The organism is Micrococcus sp. 116 (assembly GCF_902506395.1).
Lineage (GTDB): Bacteria > Actinomycetota > Actinomycetes > Actinomycetales > Micrococcaceae > Micrococcus > Micrococcus luteus.
In genome coordinates, this window is sequence record NZ_LR732370.1 from 865,218 (window position 1) to 882,394 (window position 17,177).

Genomic DNA, 17,177 nt, shown 5'->3' on the forward strand with positions numbered 1-17,177 from the left:
GCCAAGCGCCGATGCCAGGTCCACACGGTCTGCCAGGGCCCGTAGACCTCGGGCAGATCCCTCCAAGCGATTCCGCACCGGTACCGGTAGATGATCGCCTCCACCATGGCGCGGGCGTCGGCGAACGGCCTGCCGGCGCGGCCGGTCCGGGTCGGGAGCATCGGGGCGATCAACTCCCATTGGGTGTCAGAGAGCATCTGGAACCGGGACATGTCCCCAGGGTCTCAGCTGACTCGTGCATCTATTCTCAGACACGCCCTAGGTCGCGGGCGAGTACCGCCGGGTAGCTCGGGCCCTCGAGGAGTGTCATGAGGATGCGGGAGCGGGTCGGGTCGGCCATCGCCCGGCCCAGCCGGTTCATCACGTCCAGCCGCGAAGCAATAGTCAGCATGCGCTGACCATACAGAACCTGCTGACCTCTCGTGTGTGGCTCCCGCTGCTGATATCTGCATAGGTGTATGGTCGTGGCATGAGTGTGACGCCGTTGGATTCGTGTCAGGTCACCGCCGTCCATCCGGAGAAGGTGGCGCTGACCCGGGAGAGGATCCCCGACGAGCGCGAGGCCGGCAGGTTGGCCGGGCTGTTCAAGCTCCTGGGGGACCCGCGCCGTGCCCGGGTGCTGTATGCGTTGCTGGAGGCCGGCGAGCTGTGCGTGTGTGACCTGGCGGCGTCGGTCGATGTCGCGGAGGCGTCGGTGTCCCAGGTGCTGCGGGTGCTGCGTTCCGCTGGGGTGGTCGAGAACCGCCGGGAGGGGCGGATGGTGTACTACCGCCTCGCTGACGGGCATGTGCGGATGCTGCTGGACGTCTCCCGTGAGCACGCCCGCCACGAGGGGCAGGGCTGATGGGGGCGGGACACAGCCATGCCCCGGCGACCGGGCAGGCCGGTGGCCGCTACCGTCGGCGGCTGGCGGGGGCGTTCGCCCTGACGGCGGGCTTCTTCCTGATCGAGCTGGTCGCGGGGCTGGTGTCGGGGTCGTTGGCGCTGCTGTCGGATGCCGGGCACATGGCTGCCGATGTGGTGGTGCTGGGTGCGGCGCTGCTGGCGACGCGCATCGCGAGCCGGCCGGACTCCACGGGGCGACGCACCTATGGCTCCTACCGGGCCGAGGTGTTCGCCTCGGCGTTGGCGGTGCTGGCGATGCTCGCGGTCGGGGTGTACGTGGTGGTCGAGGCCATCAGCCGGCTGGGCGACGCGCCGGAGGTGGCCTCCGGCGCCATGCTCGCGGTCGGCTTCGCCGGCCTGGTGATCAACATCATCTCCATGCTGCTGCTGCGCAGCGGGGCCAAGGACAGCCTGAACGTCAAGGGCGCCTACTACGAGGTGATCGCCGACGCCGCCGGGTCGGTGGGTGTCATGGTCGCCGGCGTGCTGATCATTCTCACCGGCCAGCCGATCTGGGACGTCGTGGTCGCGGCGCTCATCGCGGTCTTCGTCATCATCCGGGCGGTGGTTCTGGGCAGGCAGGTGATCGCGGTGCTGGGCCAGCACGCCCCGGAAGGGGTGGACCCGGAGGACGTCGCCGGTGACCTGGACGCGGTCGAGGGGGTGGAGGAGGTCCACGACCTGCACCTGTGGACCCTGACGTCGGGGATGAACGTGGCCACGGCCCACCTGGTCGCTGACCAGGGCGCGGACCACGGCGCCGTGCTTGCCGGCGCGCGCCGGGTGCTGCGCGACCGTTACGGTATCGCCCATGCCACCTTGCAGGTGGAGGGCGCCGGCAGCGACGGCTGTCACGACCTGAGCTGGTAGCACTCGGCACGGAAGCCCGCTCGCGAGAGCCGCACATGCTTGAGCAACGTCTTAGGAGCGCGCGATGACCGCGAAGCACGGCAAGGGCCCCGGGCCGGACGAGGGCCAGCGGCCGGCCCGGCGCGGGGTGGTGCTCACCCTGCTGGGGATCGGTCTGGTCGCCGCGGCTTACGTGGTGACGATCGTGGTCATGGTGGTGCGGTGACGCGGCCCAAACGGACCGCGGCCTCATGGCGGCGCCGCAAGGCGGTCATCGCGTCGTCCAGTGCTGTCCTCGTCGGGTCGAGCACGTAGAGGTCGTGAAGACGTCCAGATATAGGCCTGGGACGGGAGTTCTTGCATCGACTGAACTCCCCGGTGGTTGCAGGTCCGATACGCAGGGGTGCCAGTAAGTAGGGCTGATCGGCGCCCATTTTCTTGTCTCGCGCCCCGGGGCGAGGCGGTCCCCTATCGGTGTCCCTGTGTGCGGGGCAGGTTCACGCCGCGCAGCAGGAGAGCTTGGCGATGTCGGTGGTGAAGGCCTGCGCGGTGAGCTTGAGGCCTTCGGCCATGGTCAGGTAGGGGCTCCAGAGGTTGGCGACCTGGCTGGTGGTCATGCCGGCCTCGAGCATGTAGACCCCGGCGGCGGCGAGGTCGCCGGCGTCCTGGGCCAGGGCGGTAATGCCGATGATGCGGCCGGTGTCGGCGTCGGTGACCATCTTGATGAACCCGCGGGTGTCGCGGTTGACGATCGCGCGTGGGACGTGCGCGAGTGACAGGACACGGCTGTCGTAGCGGATCCCGGCAGCGGAGGCCTGCCGTTCGGTCATCCCGACGGCGGCCAGGGCGGGGCTGGTGAACACGACCCGGGGCAGGTGGCGGTAGTCGACCTCGAGGCCGGCGCCGGTGAGGGCGTTGTCGGCGACGAGGGCGCCGTGGGCCGCGGCGACGTACACGAACTGACGGTGGGCGGTGACGTCACCGGCAGCCCAGACGCGCGGGTTGGTGCTGCGCAGATGGCTGTCGACAACCACCTCGCCGTGGTCGCCGGTGCGCACGTCGACGGTGTCGAGACCGAGCGTGGCGGTGACCGGGCGGCGCCCGGTGGCGACGAGTACCTCGGCCGCCCGGAGTTCCTGTGAGCCGTCAGTGGTGGTGGCAGTGACCGTGACCTCGCCGGTGGCCGGGTCGCGGCGGACCGCGCTGGGCACCGCGCCGCGGATGATCTGGATGCCTTCGTCCGTGAAGATCTCATCCAGGGCGGTGGACGCCTCGGGTTCTTCCTGGGACGCCAGCCGTGAGCGGACCAGCATGGTGACCCGGACGCCGAGCCGAGCGAAGAGCTGGGCCTGCTCCATCGCGACGTAGCCGCCGCCGATGACCAGCAGCGACTCCGGGACGTGGTCCAGTTCCATCGCGGTGGTCGAGGTCAGGTAACCGGCCTCCTGCAGGCCGGGGACCGGCGGCGCCCAGGGCCTGGAGCCGGTGGCGATGAGGTAGTGCGCGGCCCGGACCGTCTCCACCGTGCCGTCAGGGCCGGTGACGCGCAGTGCCGGCTCGCTGGGTGTGCCGACGAACGTGGCGTCCCCGGGGTGGAGATCCCATCCGTACTCGGTGGCCAGGTCCAGGTACTTCTCGCCACGCAGTGACCCGACGAGCCGATCCTTGCCGGCGATCAAGGCGGGCATGTCGACCGGCCGGACTTCGGGGAGCGGCAGGCCGGGGAACCGGGAGGCGTCGAGTGTGACGTGGCGGGCCTCGGCGGTCGCGAGCAAGGCCTTGGAGGGCACGCACCCGGTGTTCACGCAGGTACCGCCGACGGTGCCACGCTCGATCATCACCACCCGTCTGCCGAGGTTGGTGGCGCGGATCGCGGCCGCGAACGCCGCCCCACCGGACCCGATCATTGCCAGGTCATACGACCTGCTGTTAGCCGTTGCCGTCATGAACTCCTCCTTCATCGCCCTCAGGATCGACCTTCCAGTGCACTGGAAGGTCAAGGGGGAGAATGAGTGGCATGCGGATCGGTGAGGTGGCTCGGGCGTCGGGCACGACGAGCAAGACCCTGCGGTACTACGAGGAGGTCGGGCTGCTACCCGCCGCGGACCGCACCCCGGCGGGCTACCGGGACTACGGCGCCGAGGTGCTCGACCGGCTGGACTTCATCCGCCGGGGGCAAGCGGCCGGGCTGACCCTGGCCCAGATCGGTCAGGTGCTGGACATCCGCGACCGGGGGCAGGCCCCCTGCCGGCACGTCACCGACCTGCTCGACACCCGCCTTGATGTGATCGACCGGCAACTCGCCGAGCTCGCGCAGCTACGCACCACGATCGCCGACCTGCGCGAGGACGCCGCCGCCGGCGACCCGGCCATGTGCTCCCCCGAGGATGTCTGCCGCTACCTGTGACACCGAAGTCACGGGCCCGTGGCAGCGCATGGCGGCCCACTCTGTTGCGTTGGGGTGTTAGACCTTTCGCAACGGTTCTGTTGCGCGGGGTGCACCCTATCGCGACGCCTATTCCTCCGGCCTGCCGTCGGCCGCTGTCCCGGTGAAGGATCGGCTTGCGGAACGTGAGCCTCACTCGCAGCGCCCTCTTGCCCGCGTGCTTGGAGGCCGCCACTGAGCTCCGACAGAACCCCGCCATATAGCGGCGCAAGCCACACATGACACCGGGCGGCACACCGAGCAGCCGCCACAAACGACCGATTTAGCCGTTACACGCCCGTGAGTCGGAGCATGACTGAGCCCATTGAGGCCGGAATGGGGGGCGAGGCCACTGTGCCGATTCTGATTCTTTGTCCACACCACCGCGGGGGCCGTTTCAGCGGCCCCCGCGGTGGTGTTGCCGAGGTGTGGACTCAAGCCGCGCGGGGCAACACTCCGCGCAAGACGTCGGTGAGGGTGACGACCCCAGTGAACCGGTTGTCCTGGGTCACTGCGGCCAGCTGGCGGCTGTTGCGGCGCATGGAGGCAAGTGCTTCGTGCAACGGTGTGGTGGAGGGCAGCGTCAGAGCCTGCTGGATAAGCGGCTGGATTGGCGCAGAAGGCTCCATCGTGAGGGTGTCCCGCACGTGGACGACGCCCGGAACGCTCTCAGGGGTATGGTCCGGCTGGACCAGGATACGCAAGTGCCCTGAGCACGCAGCGGCATTCTGGACCGCCTCGACGTCGGCGTCGGGGGCGACCTTGACCGGGTGCTGACCCTGGGGGAGGAGGTCCCCGAGAGTGAGGGTCTGAAGGTCCAGGGCACCGGCCAAGGCTTCATGGTTCTGCCGGTCCAGGGTGCCGGCGGCGGCGGAGTGCTCAACCAGCTGACGAATGGCCGCTGCGTCGTAGCCGCCCACGGCGGCTTGGTCCACGGGGGTGACGCCGCTGAGGGTCACCAGGCGGTTGGCCAGCCGGTTGGCCAGCAGCAGCAGGGGGCGAACGGTCCAGACGAAGGCGCGTGCGGGCACGGCCACGGCTTTGGCTGCGGTCTCGGGGTGGGCAATGGCCCAGGACTTGGGGGCCATCTCCCCGATGACCAGGTGAAGGAAGGTCACGGCCAGCAAGGACAGGACGAAGGAGGCGGTTCCGGCTGCCGCTGCGGGGATGCCCCAGTCCTCCAGGACGGGGCCGAGCCATGCGTCGACGGCCGGCTTGGTGATCGCCCCCAGGGCGAAGGTGCACAAGGTGATGCCCAACTGGGCTGCGGCGAGCATGAGGGTCAGCTCGTCGACTCCCTTGAGAGCGGCCCGCGCGGCGCGGCTGCGTCCTGCCTCGGCCTCTAGCCGGTGCCGGCGGGCGCCCAGCAGGGAGAACTCCATGATGACGAAGATCGCGCTGAGCACGATCAGCGCTGTGGTCACGAGCATGACGATCAGTGGACCGTGCATCATCGCTCCTCGTCCGTGGTGGCGTCGGGCTGGGCCTCGTGGGCGGCATGGCTGCCGGCGGTGTCAGAGCGGGGCACCTCGATGAGGTGGATCCGCAGTCGAGCCGGGACCCTGCGTTGGATGGAGAGGACCTCGACCTGCAGGTGGCGGTCGTAGACCTCCTCAGCCCCGAAGTCTCGTGGGTCCTCGGGCAGGTCGATCGTGATGACCTCGCCTTCCCGGGGCAGACGGCCCAGAGCGTCGATGGTCAGACCGGCGGCGGACTCGGCCTCGGTCACGGGCAGGGGGTGCCCGACGAGGCGCTCGAGCTCGTCCAGGTGGGCCTCTGCGCTCAGGACCCAGGAGTGCAGGCCTGTGGCGGTGATCTCCTCCTGGGGGTGCAGGTCGTGCTCGTCCGTGAGCTCGCCCACGAGCTCCTCCGCGAGGTCTTCCACTGTGAGCACGCCGACGAAGCCGCCGAACTCGTCCACGATGCACGCCATCTGCTGCCCTGAGCCGTCGAGCTCCCGGGCTGCGTCGGGCAGGGACATCATCGTGGGCAGCACCAGTGCAGGGCGCATCAGGGCGGACACGGGGGTGTCCGGGGCCATCCGGGTCTCACCGAGCAGGTCGGTGAGGTGGACTACCCCGAGCGGTTCGTGTTCGTTCGAGATCACCGGGTAGCGGGTGTGGCCGGTGGCCATCAGGTCGCGCACCTGAGCCAGGGAGGTCTGGGGCTGAACCTCGTCCACACGCGAGCGGGGCACCATCGCGTGCTGCACGTCCTGGTCTGGGAAGTCCAGCACCCGGTCGATCAGGACGGAGACCTCCGCGGGCAAGGATCCGGAAGCTCTGGAGTCCAGGGCAATGCGGTCCAGGTCCTCGGCGGAGGCGGTGCTGTCGACGTCGTGCACTGGCTCGATGCGCAGGAGCTTGAGCAGCACCTCGGCCGCCTTGTCGAAGACCCAGATGAGCCAGCCGAACAGGCCGAGGTAGATCTGTGTGGGCCGGGCCAGAGCGCGGGCCAGGGGCTCGGGGTTGGCGATGGCCAAATTCTTGGGGTACAGCTCGCCGATGATCATCTGCACCAGGGTGGCCACCACCAGTACGCCCAGCGTGGAGATGGCGATGACCACTTCAGAAGGCAGTGCGGTGCCGCCGAGCAACTCGGTCAGGGCCGCACCCACCATCGGCTCTGCCACGTAGCCCACCATGAGGCCTGTGACCGTGATCCCCAGCTGCGCGCCGGAGAGCATGAAGGAGGTGCGGCGAGTGACCTGCAGTGCGCGGGCGGCGGCGCGGTCGCCGGCCTTGGCGGCGGTCTGCAGGCGGACGCGGTCTACAGACATGTACGCGAATTCCTGGGCCACGAAGAAGCCGTTGGCGGCGATGATCGCCAGGATGATGAGGGATCCGAGGATCAGTGTCAGGACTGGATCCATGCCTGAGTCACCTCCCCACGAGGTGCAGGCGACCCCGCCAGCTGCGGGGTGGGGTGGGGGTGACGCTCGGACTGTCACCAGGGCAGGCGGCTGGGCCGTCGCTCATGTATTCAGGGGCTCCATAAGGGGTCGAATGAATAATGGCGGCACATTACCACCGGTAACCGGTCGCAGGGCAAGGTGGGGTGTGGCCTCGCCGCCGACATCGGGCATCTGCCCGCCAGGATGTCCAGCCGGGTATACCCCTTTACACGCCCCGTCCGCCCACGAGAGCATCACGTCAGAAACGGTCCTGTGGAGTTGATCTTTGTGTGGCGGCATCTTGTGGTCGCTGTCTGGCGCTTGACGCCGTCATGACTGGTCGCCCAGACGCGCGTGGAGGTTGCTACCTCGATTTGCGGGTGGCGTACCAGGCGCCGCTCGCACCCCTGGCCGCGTTCCCCGCCCCCACCTGGGACGGCTTCGAGATCGGCCCGGTGAAGATCCACGCGTACGCGCTGAGCATCATCCTGGGCATCGTCCTGGCGCTGTGGCTGGCCGAGCGCCGCTGGAAGGCCCGGGGCGGCCCCGAGGGGCGCGTCCTGGACGTGGCCCTGTGGGCCATCCCGTTCGGCTTCGTCGGCGGGCGGCTCTACCACGTGTTCTCCTCGCCGGACCGGTACTTCGGCCCCGGCTTCGACGGCACGGGCGACCCGATCCAGATCCTGTACGTGTGGAACGGCGGCCTGGGCATCTGGGGCGCCATCGCGCTGGGCGCCGTGGGCGCCTGGATCGCGTGCCGCCGGTACGGGCTGCGCCTGAGCGCCTTCGGCGACGTCGTCGCCCCGGGCATCCTGCTGGCCCAGGCCGTGGGCCGCTGGGGCAACTGGTTCAACCAGGAGCTGTTCGGCGGCCCGACGACCCTGCCCTGGGGGCTCGAGGTCGACCCGGCCAGCCCGAACTTCCCGGCCGGCTACGCCCCGGACACGCTGTTCCACCCCACGTTCCTCTACGAGTGCCTGTGGAACCTGGCCGGGGTCGCGCTGCTGCTCCTCGTGGACCGCGCGCTGCACCTGCGCCACGGCCTCATGCTGTGGTCCTACGTCGCCTGGTACACCGCGGGCCGCACGTGGATCGAGATGCTGCGCATCGACGACGCCGAGATGGTCACGCTCTTCGGCGTCACCCAGCGGCTCAACGTGTGGACGTCCCTGCTGGTGTTCGTCATCGCCCTCGCGTTCATCGTCGGGATCCTGCTGCGCCATCGCGGCGCGGCCGCCGGCCCCCACGCCCACCAGAGCGTGTGGCGCGCCGGGCACGCCCCCGAGGGCGACGACGGCGTCGCCGTCGCCGCGGGCCGCTCCGGGTCCCACGCCGTGGGCGCGGCGGAGGACGACGCCGTCCGGCGCTGACCCGCTCCCCGGCGCGCCCGCGAGGGGCGCCCGGGGCCCCGGTGTCCCACATGGTGGACATTCGGCGTGTCACAGAACGTCCGGTTCCGCACAGTGGGACGTCGCGCCCGGTAGCGTCTCTTCCACCTCGGGGCCGTCGGCCCCGAGCGTCGGGGCCAGCGCCGTCCCCGTCCGAGCCCCTGCTCTCCGGAAAGGACGGCACCATGCCCGTGGCATCCTCGCCCGCCTCGGCCCCCCGCGCGGGGGGACCGGTGGATCCCTTCGTCCGCTATGCGGACGTCCCCGCCGCCCAGGGCCTCTACGACCCGTCCCGGGAGACCGAGAACTGCGGCCTCGCCGTCATCGCCACCCTGCGGGGCACCCCGGGCCACGACATCGTCCAGCACGCGCTGACCGCCCTGCGCGCGCTCGAGCACCGCGGGGCGGTGGGCGCCGACGAGGGCACCGGCGACGGCGCCGGCCTGCTGACCCAGATCCCCGACGAGCTGTTCCGTGCCGTCGTCGACGCCGAGCTGCCCCCCGTGGGCGAGTACGTCGCCGGCACCGCCTTCCTGCCGCCCGTCGACGGCGAGCGCGCCGAGGCGAAGGAGGCCGTCGAGCGGCTGGCCGAGGAGGAGGGGCTGCAGGTCCTGGCGTGGCGCGAGGTGCCCACCGACCCCTCGGCCCTGGGCGTCGGCTCCCGGGCGGCCATGCCCGCGTTCGAGCAGCTGTTCCTGTCCCTGGCGGACGGTCAGGACGGCACCGAGCCGGGGCAGTCGCTGGACGTGCGGGCGTGGCGGGTGCGCCGCCGCGCCCAGTCCCGCGCCGGCGTCTATTTCCCCTCGCTCTCGTCCCAGACGATCGTCTACAAGGGCATGCTGACGACGGCCCAGCTGGAGCCGTTCTACCCGGACCTCTCCGACGAGCGGTTCACCACCCGGCTGGGCGTGGTCCACTCGCGGTTCTCCACCAACACCTTCCCCTCGTGGCCGCTGGCCCAGCCGTTCCGCACCATCGCGCACAACGGCGAGATCAACACGGTCAAGGGCAACCGCAACTGGATGCGCGCCCGTCAGGGCCAGCTCAAGCACCCGATGCTCGGCGAGGTCCCCGAGGACCTGTTCCCGCTGATCAGCCCCATCGGCTCGGACTCGGCCTCCTTCGACGAGGTCGCGGAGCTGCTCATGCTCTCCGGGCGCCCGCTCACCCAGGCGATCATGATGATGATCCCGGAGGCGTGGGAGAACCACGCGACCATGGACCCGGCCCGCCGCGCCTTCTACCAGTACCACTCCATGCTCATGGAGCCCTGGGACGGACCGGCCGCCGTCGCCTTCTCCGACGGCACCCAGGTGGGCGCCGTGCTGGACCGCAACGGCCTGCGCCCCGCCCGCTGGTGGGTCACCGACGACGGCCTCGTCGTCCTGGCCTCCGAGGTCGGCGTCGTGCCGATCGAGCCCTCGGCGGTGGTGCGCAAGGGGCGCGTGGCCCCGGGGCGCATGTTCCTCGTGGACACCGAGCAGGGCCGGATCATCGGCGACGACGAGATCAAGGCCGAGGTCGCCTCCGCCCAGCCGTGGGAGGACTGGGTGCGCCAGAACCTCCTGGACCTGGAGTCGCTCCCCGAGCGCGAGCACGTCCGCCACACCTCCGAGTCGATCCTGCAGCGTCAGCGCATCTTCGGGTACACCTCGGAGGAGCTGCGCATCCTCGTAGGGCCGATGGCCCAGACGGGCGCCGAGCCGCTCGGTGCGATGGGCACGGACACGCCCATCGCCGTCCTCGCCAAGCGGCCCCGGCTGCTCTTCGACTACTTCGTGCAGTCCTTCGCCCAGGTGACGAACCCGCCGCTCGACGCGATCCGCGAGGAGCAGGTGACCTCGATGCGCACCGCGATCGGCCCGCAGGGCAACGTGCTCTCCCTCGAGCAGGTGCGCACCCGCCAGGTCGACGTCCCGTTCCCCGTGATCGACAACGACCAGCTGGCCCGCATCCAGCACCTGCGCGACGCCGACGGCACCCGCCTGACCCTCAAGGTGAACGGCGTGTACCGGGTGGCCGGAGGCGTCGAGGAGCTCCGCGCCCAGCTGAAGGCGATCTGCGAGCAGGTCTCGGCCGCCGTCAACCGCGGCGTGGAGTACGTGGTGCTGTCCGACCGCGGCGCCACCGCCCAGTGGGCGCCGATCCCGTCCCTGCTGCTGACCTCCGCCGTGCACCACCACCTGCTGGCCTCGGCCAACCGCACCAAGAGCTCGCTGATCGTCGAGGCGGGCGACGTGCGCGAGGTCCACCATGTGGCCGTCCTGCTCGGCTACGGGGCCTCCGCGGTCAACCCGTACCTGGCCATGGAGTCCGCCGAGGAGCTCGTGCGCACGGGGGAGGTCTCGGGCGTCACCGCCGAGCAGGCCGTGGCGAACCTGATCAAGGCGCTCGGCAAGGGCGTCCAGAAGATCATGTCCAAAATGGGCATCTCCACGGTCGCCTCCTACACCGGCGCCCAGACGTTCGAGGCGCTCGGCCTGTCCCGGCGCTTCGTGGACCGCTACTTCGTGGGCACCACGAGCCCGCTCGACGGCGTGGGCATCGACGTCGTCGCCGCCGAGATCCAGGCGCGCCACGAGTTCGCGTATCCGCCGGACGGCAACGACATCAACCCGTACCGCGAGCTCGAGGTGGGCGGCGAGTACCAGTGGCGGCGCGAGGGCGCGCCGCACCTGTTCAACCCCGAGACCGTGTTCCGCCTCCAGCACTCCACGCGGGAGCGGCGCTACGACGTCTTCAAGGACTACACGCGTCGCGTGGACGACCAAGCGGAGGAGCTCATGACCCTGCGCGGGCTCATGCGCCTGCGCACGGGCGAGCGGCCGCCGGTGCCCGTCTCCGAGGTGGAGCCCGTCGAGTCGATCGTGCGCCGCTTCTCCACCGGCGCGATGTCCTACGGCTCCATCTCGCAGGAGGCGCACGAGACCCTCGCGATCGCCATGAACCGCCTCGGCGCCCGCTCGAACTCGGGCGAGGGCGGCGAGGACCCCGAGCGCCTGCTGGACCCGGAGCGCCGCTCGAAGATCAAGCAGATCGCCTCGGGCCGGTTCGGCGTCACCAGCCTGTACCTGGCCACCGCGACCGACCTGCAGATCAAGATGGCCCAGGGCGCCAAACCCGGCGAGGGCGGCCAGCTGATGGGGACCAAGGTGTACCCGTGGGTCGCCCGCACGCGGCACTCGACCCCGGGCGTCTCCCTGGTGTCGCCGCCGCCGCACCACGACATCTACTCGATCGAGGACCTGGCGCAGCTGATCCACGACCTCAAGCGGGCCAACCCGACCGCGCGGGTCCACGTCAAGCTCGTCTCCGAGTCCGGCGTGGGCACGGTGGCCGCGGGCGTCGCCAAGGCGCGCGCCGACGTCGTGCTCATCTCCGGCCACGACGGCGGAACGGGCGCCTCCCCGCTGAACTCCCTCAAGCACGCGGGCACCCCGTGGGAGATCGGCCTGGCCGAGGCGCAGCAGACGCTCATGCTCAACGGCCTGCGCGAGCGCGTCACCGTCCAGGTGGACGGGCAGCTCAAGACCGGCCGGGACGTCGTGATCGCCGCACTGCTCGGGGCCGAGGAGTTCGGCTTCGCGACCGCCCCGCTCGTGGTCTCCGGCTGCATCATGATGCGCGTGTGCCACCTGGACACGTGCCCCGTGGGCGTGGCCACCCAGAACCCCGAGCTGCGCGCGCGCTTCACGGGCAAGCCCGAGTTCGTCGTCAACTTCTTCGAGTTCATCGCGCAGGAGGTCCGCGAGCTGCTCTCGCAGCTGGGCTTCCGCACGCTCGACGAGGCGATCGGCCACCGCGAGCTGCTCGACGTGGACGCGGCCCTGCACCACTGGAAGTCCGAGGGCCTGGACCTCTCGGGCATCCTCGCGGACCCCTCCGTCGGCCGGCGTCCGGGCCACGAGGACGCGCCCATGCGCCGCACCACCGAGCAGGACCACGACCTCGCCTCCCACATCGACCACCGGTTCATCGCCCGGCTGGGGGACACGCTCACGACGGGCACGCCCGTCGTGATGGACGAGGCCGTCGTGAACACGGACCGGTCCGTGGGCACGCTGCTGGGCTACCACGTCACGAGCACGCGGCTCGCCGACGAGCTGGACGACGACACGATCACCGTGCGCCTGACGGGCGAGGCCGGCCAGTCCCTCGGCGCCTTCCTGCCCGCCGGCGTCACCCTGCGGCTCTCGGGCGACGCCAACGACTACGTCGGCAAGGGCCTGTCGGGGGGACGCGTGATCGTCCGCCCCGACGCCGAGGCCCCGTTCGTGGCCGAGGAGAACACCGTGGCCGGCAACGTGATCGGCTACGGCGCCACCTCGGGCCAGCTGTTCCTGCGCGGCCGCGTGGGGGAGCGGTTCCTCGTGCGCAACTCCGGCGCCACCGCGGTGGCCGAGGGCATCGGCGACCACGGCCTGGAGTACATGACCGGCGGTGAGGCGCTGATCCTCGGCGAGACCGGCCGCAACCTCGCCGCCGGCATGTCCGGCGGGCGGGCCTGGGTGCTGGACCTGGACCGGGAGGACCTGAACCCACTCGCCGTCCGCGAGGACGCCCTGATCCTCGAGGCGCCGTCCGCGCAGGACCGGCTGCGGATCGCCGAGCTGCTGGAGCTGCACCGCGCGGAGACGGGCTCCGCCGTCGCCGCCGCGCTGCTCGCCGACCTGCGGGCCGGCGGGGACGCCGCCGACGCCGCGTGGGACCGCTTCACGACCGTCCTGCCCCGGCAGTACGACCTCGTGCTGCGCACCCGTCAGGCCGCGACGGCCGAGGGACTCGACCCGGACGGGGAGGCCGTCTGGGACCGACTGCTGGAGGTGACCCGTGGCTGATCCGCGCGGATTCCTGAAGAACCGGGAGCGCGTCGAGCGCCCCACGCGTCCGGTGCCGGTGCGCATCATGGACTTCAAGGACGTGTACGTCCGCCAGGACGAGGCGATCGTGCGCACCCAGGCCGGCCGGTGCATGGACTGCGGCATCCCGTTCTGCCACTCCGGGTGCCCGCTGGGCAACCTCATCCCGGAGTGGAACGACCTGGTCCGGCGGGGACGCTGGGACGAGGCCGCCGCGCGACTGCACTCGACCAACAACTTCCCCGAGGTCACCGGGCGGATCTGCCCCGCCCCGTGCGAGGACTCCTGCACCCTGGGCATCAACCAGCCCGCGGTCACCATCAAGCAGACCGAGGTGGCGATCGCGGAGCAGATCTTCGACAACGACTGGCTCGAGCCGGTCGTGCCGGCCCGCCTGAACGGCCACACCGTGGCCGTCGTCGGCTCGGGCCCGGCGGGACTGGCCGCGGCGCAGCAGCTCACCCGCGCCGGCTTCACCGTGGTGGTCTACGAGCGCGACGAGCGCCTCGGCGGCCTGCTGCGGCTGGGCATCCCGGACTTCAAGCTGGAGAAGGACGTCCTGGACCGGCGCCTGGCGCAGATGGAGGCCGAGGGCACCCGGTTCCGCACCGGCGTGGAGATCGGCGTCGACCTGCCCTGGGACCAGCTCAAGGCCCGCTTCGACGCCGTGATCGTGGCGACCGGCGCCCCCGTGGCCCGCGAGCTGCCCGTCCCCGGCCGCGGCCTCGACGGGATCCACCTCGCCATGGACTACCTCGTGCAGTCCAACCGCGCGGTCGCCGGCGACGAGGTCCCGGACCAGATCTCCGCCGAGGGGCGCCACGTGGTGATCCTCGGCGGCGGCGACACTGGCGCGGACTGCATCGGCACCGCGCACCGCCAGGGGGCGGCGTCCGTGACGACGCTGGCGATCGGCCAGCAGCTGCCGGTCGAGCGCCCCGTCCACCAGCCGTGGCCCACGATCCCCAAGGTCCACCAGCAGACCACGGCCGACGCCGAGGGCGGCGCCCGCGCGCACCTTGCCTCCACGGTCGAGTTCCTCGGCGACGAGCACGGCCGCGTGCGCGCCCTGCGCGTGGCGGAGACCGAGTACCGCGAGGACGGCACGCGCGGGCCCAAGGCGGGCACCGAGCGCGAGGTCCAGGCGGACCTGGTGCTGCTGGCGCTGGGCTTCACCGGCATCGAGGAGGGGCTGCTCACGCAGCAGCTCGGCGTGCACGTGACACGCGGGCTCGTGGCCCGGAAGGACGGGTACGAGACCGACGAGCCGGGCGTGTTCGCGTGCGGCGACGCCGGGCGCGGCGCCTCCCTGGTGGTCTGGGCCATCGCCGAGGGGCGTGCGTGCGCGCAGGAGGTCGACGAGTCGCTCGAGCGCTGGTCCCGACTGCCGCACCCCGTGGACCCGGACGACCGCGGCCTCGTCCTCGGCTGAGTCCTCCGTCTCATCTTCCGACGCCACGCGGGCCCGCCCTCCACCGAGGGCGGGCCCGCCCCCTATCGTGGGTCGCATGCGACACGCCAAGATCATCGCCACCTTCGGGCCCGCCACCGACTCCGACGAGACCACCCGCTCGATCATCCGGGCGGGGGCGGACGTGGTCCGCCTCAACATGAGCCACGGGGACCACGAGGTGCACGCGGCCTCCTTCGAGCGGGTGCGCCGGCTCAGCGTGGAGGAGCGGCGCCCGGTCGCGATCTTCGCGGACCTCCAGGGCCCCAAGATCCGCCTCGGCCGCTTCACCGACGGCCCGCATCTGCTCGAGAGGGGCGATCGGATCACCATTACCACCCGGGACGTGCCCGGGACCCGCGAGCTGGTCGGCACCACCCACAAGGGGCTGCCCGGGGACGTCGCCCCCGGTGACGTGCTCCTGGTGGACGACGGCAAGGTGCGCCTGCGCGCCGTCGAGGTCACGGACACGGACGTGCTGGCCGAGGTCGAGGTGCCGGGCATGGTCTCGGACAACAAGGGGATCAACCTGCCCGGCGTGGCGGTGAACGTGCCCGCCCTGTCCGAGAAGGACGAGCGGGACCTGCGCTGGGCGCTGCGCACCGGCGTGGACATGGTGGCGCTGTCCTTCGTGCGGGACGCCGCGGACGTGGACCGGGTGCACGAGATCATGGACGAGGAGGAGCGCCGGGTCCCGGTCATCGCCAAGATCGAGAAGCCCCAGGCGGTGGAGAACCTCGAGGCCATCGTGGACGCGTTCGACGCCATCATGGTGGCCCGCGGCGACCTCGGTGTGGAGCTGCCGCTCGAGGACGTGCCCGTGGTGCAGAAGCGTGCGGTGGACCTCGCCCGCCGGTGGGCGAAGCCGGTCATCGTGGCCACCCAGGTGCTCGAGTCGATGATCGACAGCCCGCGCCCGACGCGCGCCGAGGCCTCGGACTGCGCCAACGCCGTGCTCGACGGCGCGGACGCCGTCATGCTCTCGGGCGAGACCTCAGTGGGCGCGTATCCAGTCGAGACGGTCCAGACGATGGCCCGGATCATCGAGTCCACCGAGACCCACGGCCTCGAACTCATCCACCCGCTCGGCTCGCGTCCCCGCACGCGCGGCGGCGCGATCACCCGGGCCGCCGTCGAGGTCGCGAACCAGCTCGAGATCCCGTTCCTCGCCACGTTCACCGAGTCCGGCGACTCGGCCCGTCGGCTCAGCCGCCTGCGGCCGCGTCAGCCGATCTACGCGTTCACCCACCACGAGCACACGCACAACATCCTGTGCCTGACGTGGGGCGTCTACCCGAAGATGGTCCCGTTCCAGGACTCCACGGACAAGATGACCCTCCAGGTCGAGCAGTCGCTCACGTCGGAGGGCATCGCCGAGCACGGCGACCTCGTGGTGATCGCCGCCGGGTCCCCTCCCGGGGCCGTGGGCTCCACGAACACGCTGCGTGTGCACCGCGTGGGCGACGACGCCGCGGGCGGCTCGTCCGCCGCCTCGCCGCAGACGCGCGAGCCGGTCGGCTTCTGGCCGGCCCGCTCCCCGCTCTGACGAGCGCGCGGGCGCCGCTCAGCCGACCTGGTCGATGACGGCCTGCGCGACCTCCCGCATGGTCAGGCGCCGGTCCATGGAGGTCTTCTGGATCCAGCGGAAGGACTCGGCCTCGGTCAGGCGCATCCGCTCCTGGAGCAGCGCCTTGGCCCGGTCCACGATCTTGCGGGTCTCCAGGCGGTCGCCCAGGTCCCGCACCTCGGCCTCGAGGCTGCGCAGCTCGTCGAAGCGGGCCACGGCCAGTTCGATGGCGGGGACCAGGTCGGCCTCGGTGAAGGGCTTGACCACGTAGGCCATGGCCCCGGCGGTCCGGGCGCGCTCCACCAGCTCGCGCTGGCTGAAGGCGGTCAGCATGACCACGGGGGCGAGCCGTTCCCCGGCGATCTCGCCCGCAGCCGCGATGCCGTCCATCACGGGCATCTTCACGTCCATCACCACGATGTCCGGGCGGTGCTCGCGCACGGCCTCGACGGCGGCGCGGCCGTCGCCGGCCTCGGCGACCACCCGGTAGCCCGCCCCGGTGAGCACCTCCACCAGGTCGAGGCGGATGAGGGTCTCGTCCTCGGCGACGACGGCCCGCAGGCCGGTCTCCTCGGGAGGCGTCAGCGTGGACACGGCAGCTCCTTCGTGCGGGCCGGGACGGCGTCGGTGCGGCGCCGCTGGTGGTCCACCAGGCTACCGTGCGCCATGGGCGCGGCGCGGGCGCGGCGGCGGGGACCGCCCGCCGGAAGGCCGGGGACGCCGGGTCGGGGCGCTGATAGGGTGATCGAGTCCCGCCTCCGGGCGGCACTGCCCGAATGGTGGAATCGGTAGACACGCCGCACTCAAAATGCGGTGCCGAGAGGCGTGTGGGTTCGAGTCCCACTTCGGGCACCGTCGGCG

13 protein-coding genes, 1 tRNA gene and 1 pseudogene are annotated in these 17,177 nt (G+C 71.3%); 9 read left to right on the forward strand and 6 right to left on the reverse strand.

Translation table 11 applies throughout. The features are described 5' to 3' along the window. Both CITRIK5_RS04115 and CITRIK5_RS04120 read right to left on the reverse strand, forming a co-directional pair. Positions 1 to 212: transposase (locus CITRIK5_RS04115; RefSeq protein ID WP_159833709.1), on the reverse strand; the 212-nt coding region annotated here is incomplete at its 3' end. Positions 213 to 256: 44 nt separating this feature from the next. Then, positions 257 to 391: pseudogene (locus tag CITRIK5_RS04120) on the reverse strand (ArsR family transcriptional regulator); the annotation flags it as partial. Positions 392 to 469: 78 nt separating this feature from the next. Between CITRIK5_RS04120 and CITRIK5_RS04125 the strand changes: the two are divergent. The 3 genes from CITRIK5_RS04125 to CITRIK5_RS04135 all read left to right on the forward strand — a co-directional run bounded on the left by CITRIK5_RS04125 (position 470) and on the right by CITRIK5_RS04135 (position 1,960). Continuing rightward, a complete protein-coding gene (locus tag CITRIK5_RS04125) occupies positions 470 to 844 on the forward strand; it encodes a helix-turn-helix transcriptional regulator (RefSeq protein ID WP_041103922.1) in 375 nt (124 codons plus the stop codon). Continuing rightward, entirely contained in the window at positions 844 to 1,755 is a 912-nt protein-coding gene (locus CITRIK5_RS04130; protein ID WP_159833123.1) for a cation diffusion facilitator family transporter, read from the forward strand. Before CITRIK5_RS04125 ends, CITRIK5_RS04130 begins: the two co-directional genes overlap by 1 nt. Before the next feature lie 64 nt (positions 1,756 to 1,819). Continuing rightward, positions 1,820 to 1,960, forward strand: a complete 141-nt coding sequence (locus CITRIK5_RS04135; protein ID WP_002854087.1) for a hypothetical protein — start codon at positions 1,820 to 1,822, stop codon at positions 1,958 to 1,960. 271 nt (positions 1,961 to 2,231) lie between these two features. Here CITRIK5_RS04135 and merA read toward each other — a convergent pair whose 3' ends face one another. Further along, positions 2,232 to 3,680, reverse strand: a complete 1,449-nt coding sequence (merA, locus tag CITRIK5_RS04140; RefSeq protein ID WP_041103924.1) for a mercury(II) reductase — start codon at positions 3,678 to 3,680, stop codon at positions 2,232 to 2,234. A gap of 71 nt (positions 3,681 to 3,751) precedes the next feature. Here merA and CITRIK5_RS04145 point away from each other — a divergent pair, with 71 nt between their 5' ends. Further along, positions 3,752 to 4,141 (forward strand): heavy metal-responsive transcriptional regulator, encoded by a 390-nt coding sequence (locus CITRIK5_RS04145; protein ID WP_101966230.1) that lies wholly within the window; start codon positions 3,752 to 3,754, stop codon positions 4,139 to 4,141. A gap of 452 nt (positions 4,142 to 4,593) precedes the next feature. Here CITRIK5_RS04145 and CITRIK5_RS04150 read toward each other — a convergent pair whose 3' ends face one another. Both CITRIK5_RS04150 and CITRIK5_RS04155 read right to left on the reverse strand, forming a co-directional pair. Then, positions 4,594 to 5,610, reverse strand: coding sequence for a CNNM domain-containing protein (locus CITRIK5_RS04150; protein WP_036337237.1), 1,017 nt, complete (start codon positions 5,608 to 5,610; stop codon positions 4,594 to 4,596). Further along, positions 5,610 to 7,031 (reverse strand): hemolysin family protein, encoded by a 1,422-nt coding sequence (locus tag CITRIK5_RS04155; protein ID WP_036337238.1) that lies wholly within the window; start codon positions 7,029 to 7,031, stop codon positions 5,610 to 5,612. Before CITRIK5_RS04155 ends, CITRIK5_RS04150 begins: the two co-directional genes overlap by 1 nt. Positions 7,032 to 7,384: 353 nt before the next feature. On the opposite strand from CITRIK5_RS04155, the gene lgt reads away from it, so the two are divergent. The 4 genes from lgt to pyk all read left to right on the forward strand — a co-directional run bounded on the left by lgt (position 7,385) and on the right by pyk (position 16,295). Beyond that, a complete protein-coding gene (gene lgt / locus CITRIK5_RS04160; RefSeq protein WP_370462571.1) occupies positions 7,385 to 8,422 on the forward strand; it encodes a prolipoprotein diacylglyceryl transferase in 1,038 nt (345 codons plus the stop codon). Between the two features lie 203 nt (positions 8,423 to 8,625). Next, positions 8,626 to 13,278, forward strand: coding sequence for a glutamate synthase large subunit (gltB, locus tag CITRIK5_RS04165; RefSeq protein ID WP_049147614.1), 4,653 nt, complete (start codon positions 8,626 to 8,628; stop codon positions 13,276 to 13,278). Continuing rightward, complete coding sequence (locus CITRIK5_RS04170) at positions 13,271 to 14,731, forward strand: glutamate synthase subunit beta (protein ID WP_010078754.1); 1,461 nt, start codon at positions 13,271 to 13,273, stop codon at positions 14,729 to 14,731. The genes gltB and CITRIK5_RS04170 overlap by 8 nt, the downstream gene beginning before the upstream one ends. 76 nt (positions 14,732 to 14,807) lie before the next feature. Next, the gene (pyk, locus tag CITRIK5_RS04175) at positions 14,808 to 16,295 is read left to right on the forward strand and encodes a pyruvate kinase (protein ID WP_036338629.1); all 1,488 of its coding nucleotides are present in this window, start codon (positions 14,808 to 14,810) and stop codon (positions 16,293 to 16,295) included. Positions 16,296 to 16,313: 18 nt separating this feature from the next. Here the strand turns inward: pyk and CITRIK5_RS04180 are convergent, their stop codons facing one another. Continuing rightward, positions 16,314 to 16,910, reverse strand: a complete 597-nt coding sequence (locus tag CITRIK5_RS04180) for an ANTAR domain-containing response regulator (protein ID WP_010078752.1) — start codon at positions 16,908 to 16,910, stop codon at positions 16,314 to 16,316. A gap of 176 nt (positions 16,911 to 17,086) precedes the next feature. Here CITRIK5_RS04180 and CITRIK5_RS04185 point away from each other — a divergent pair. Then, positions 17,087 to 17,168 (forward strand) — tRNA-Leu (locus CITRIK5_RS04185). The last annotated feature ends 9 nt before the right edge of the window (positions 17,169 to 17,177 follow it).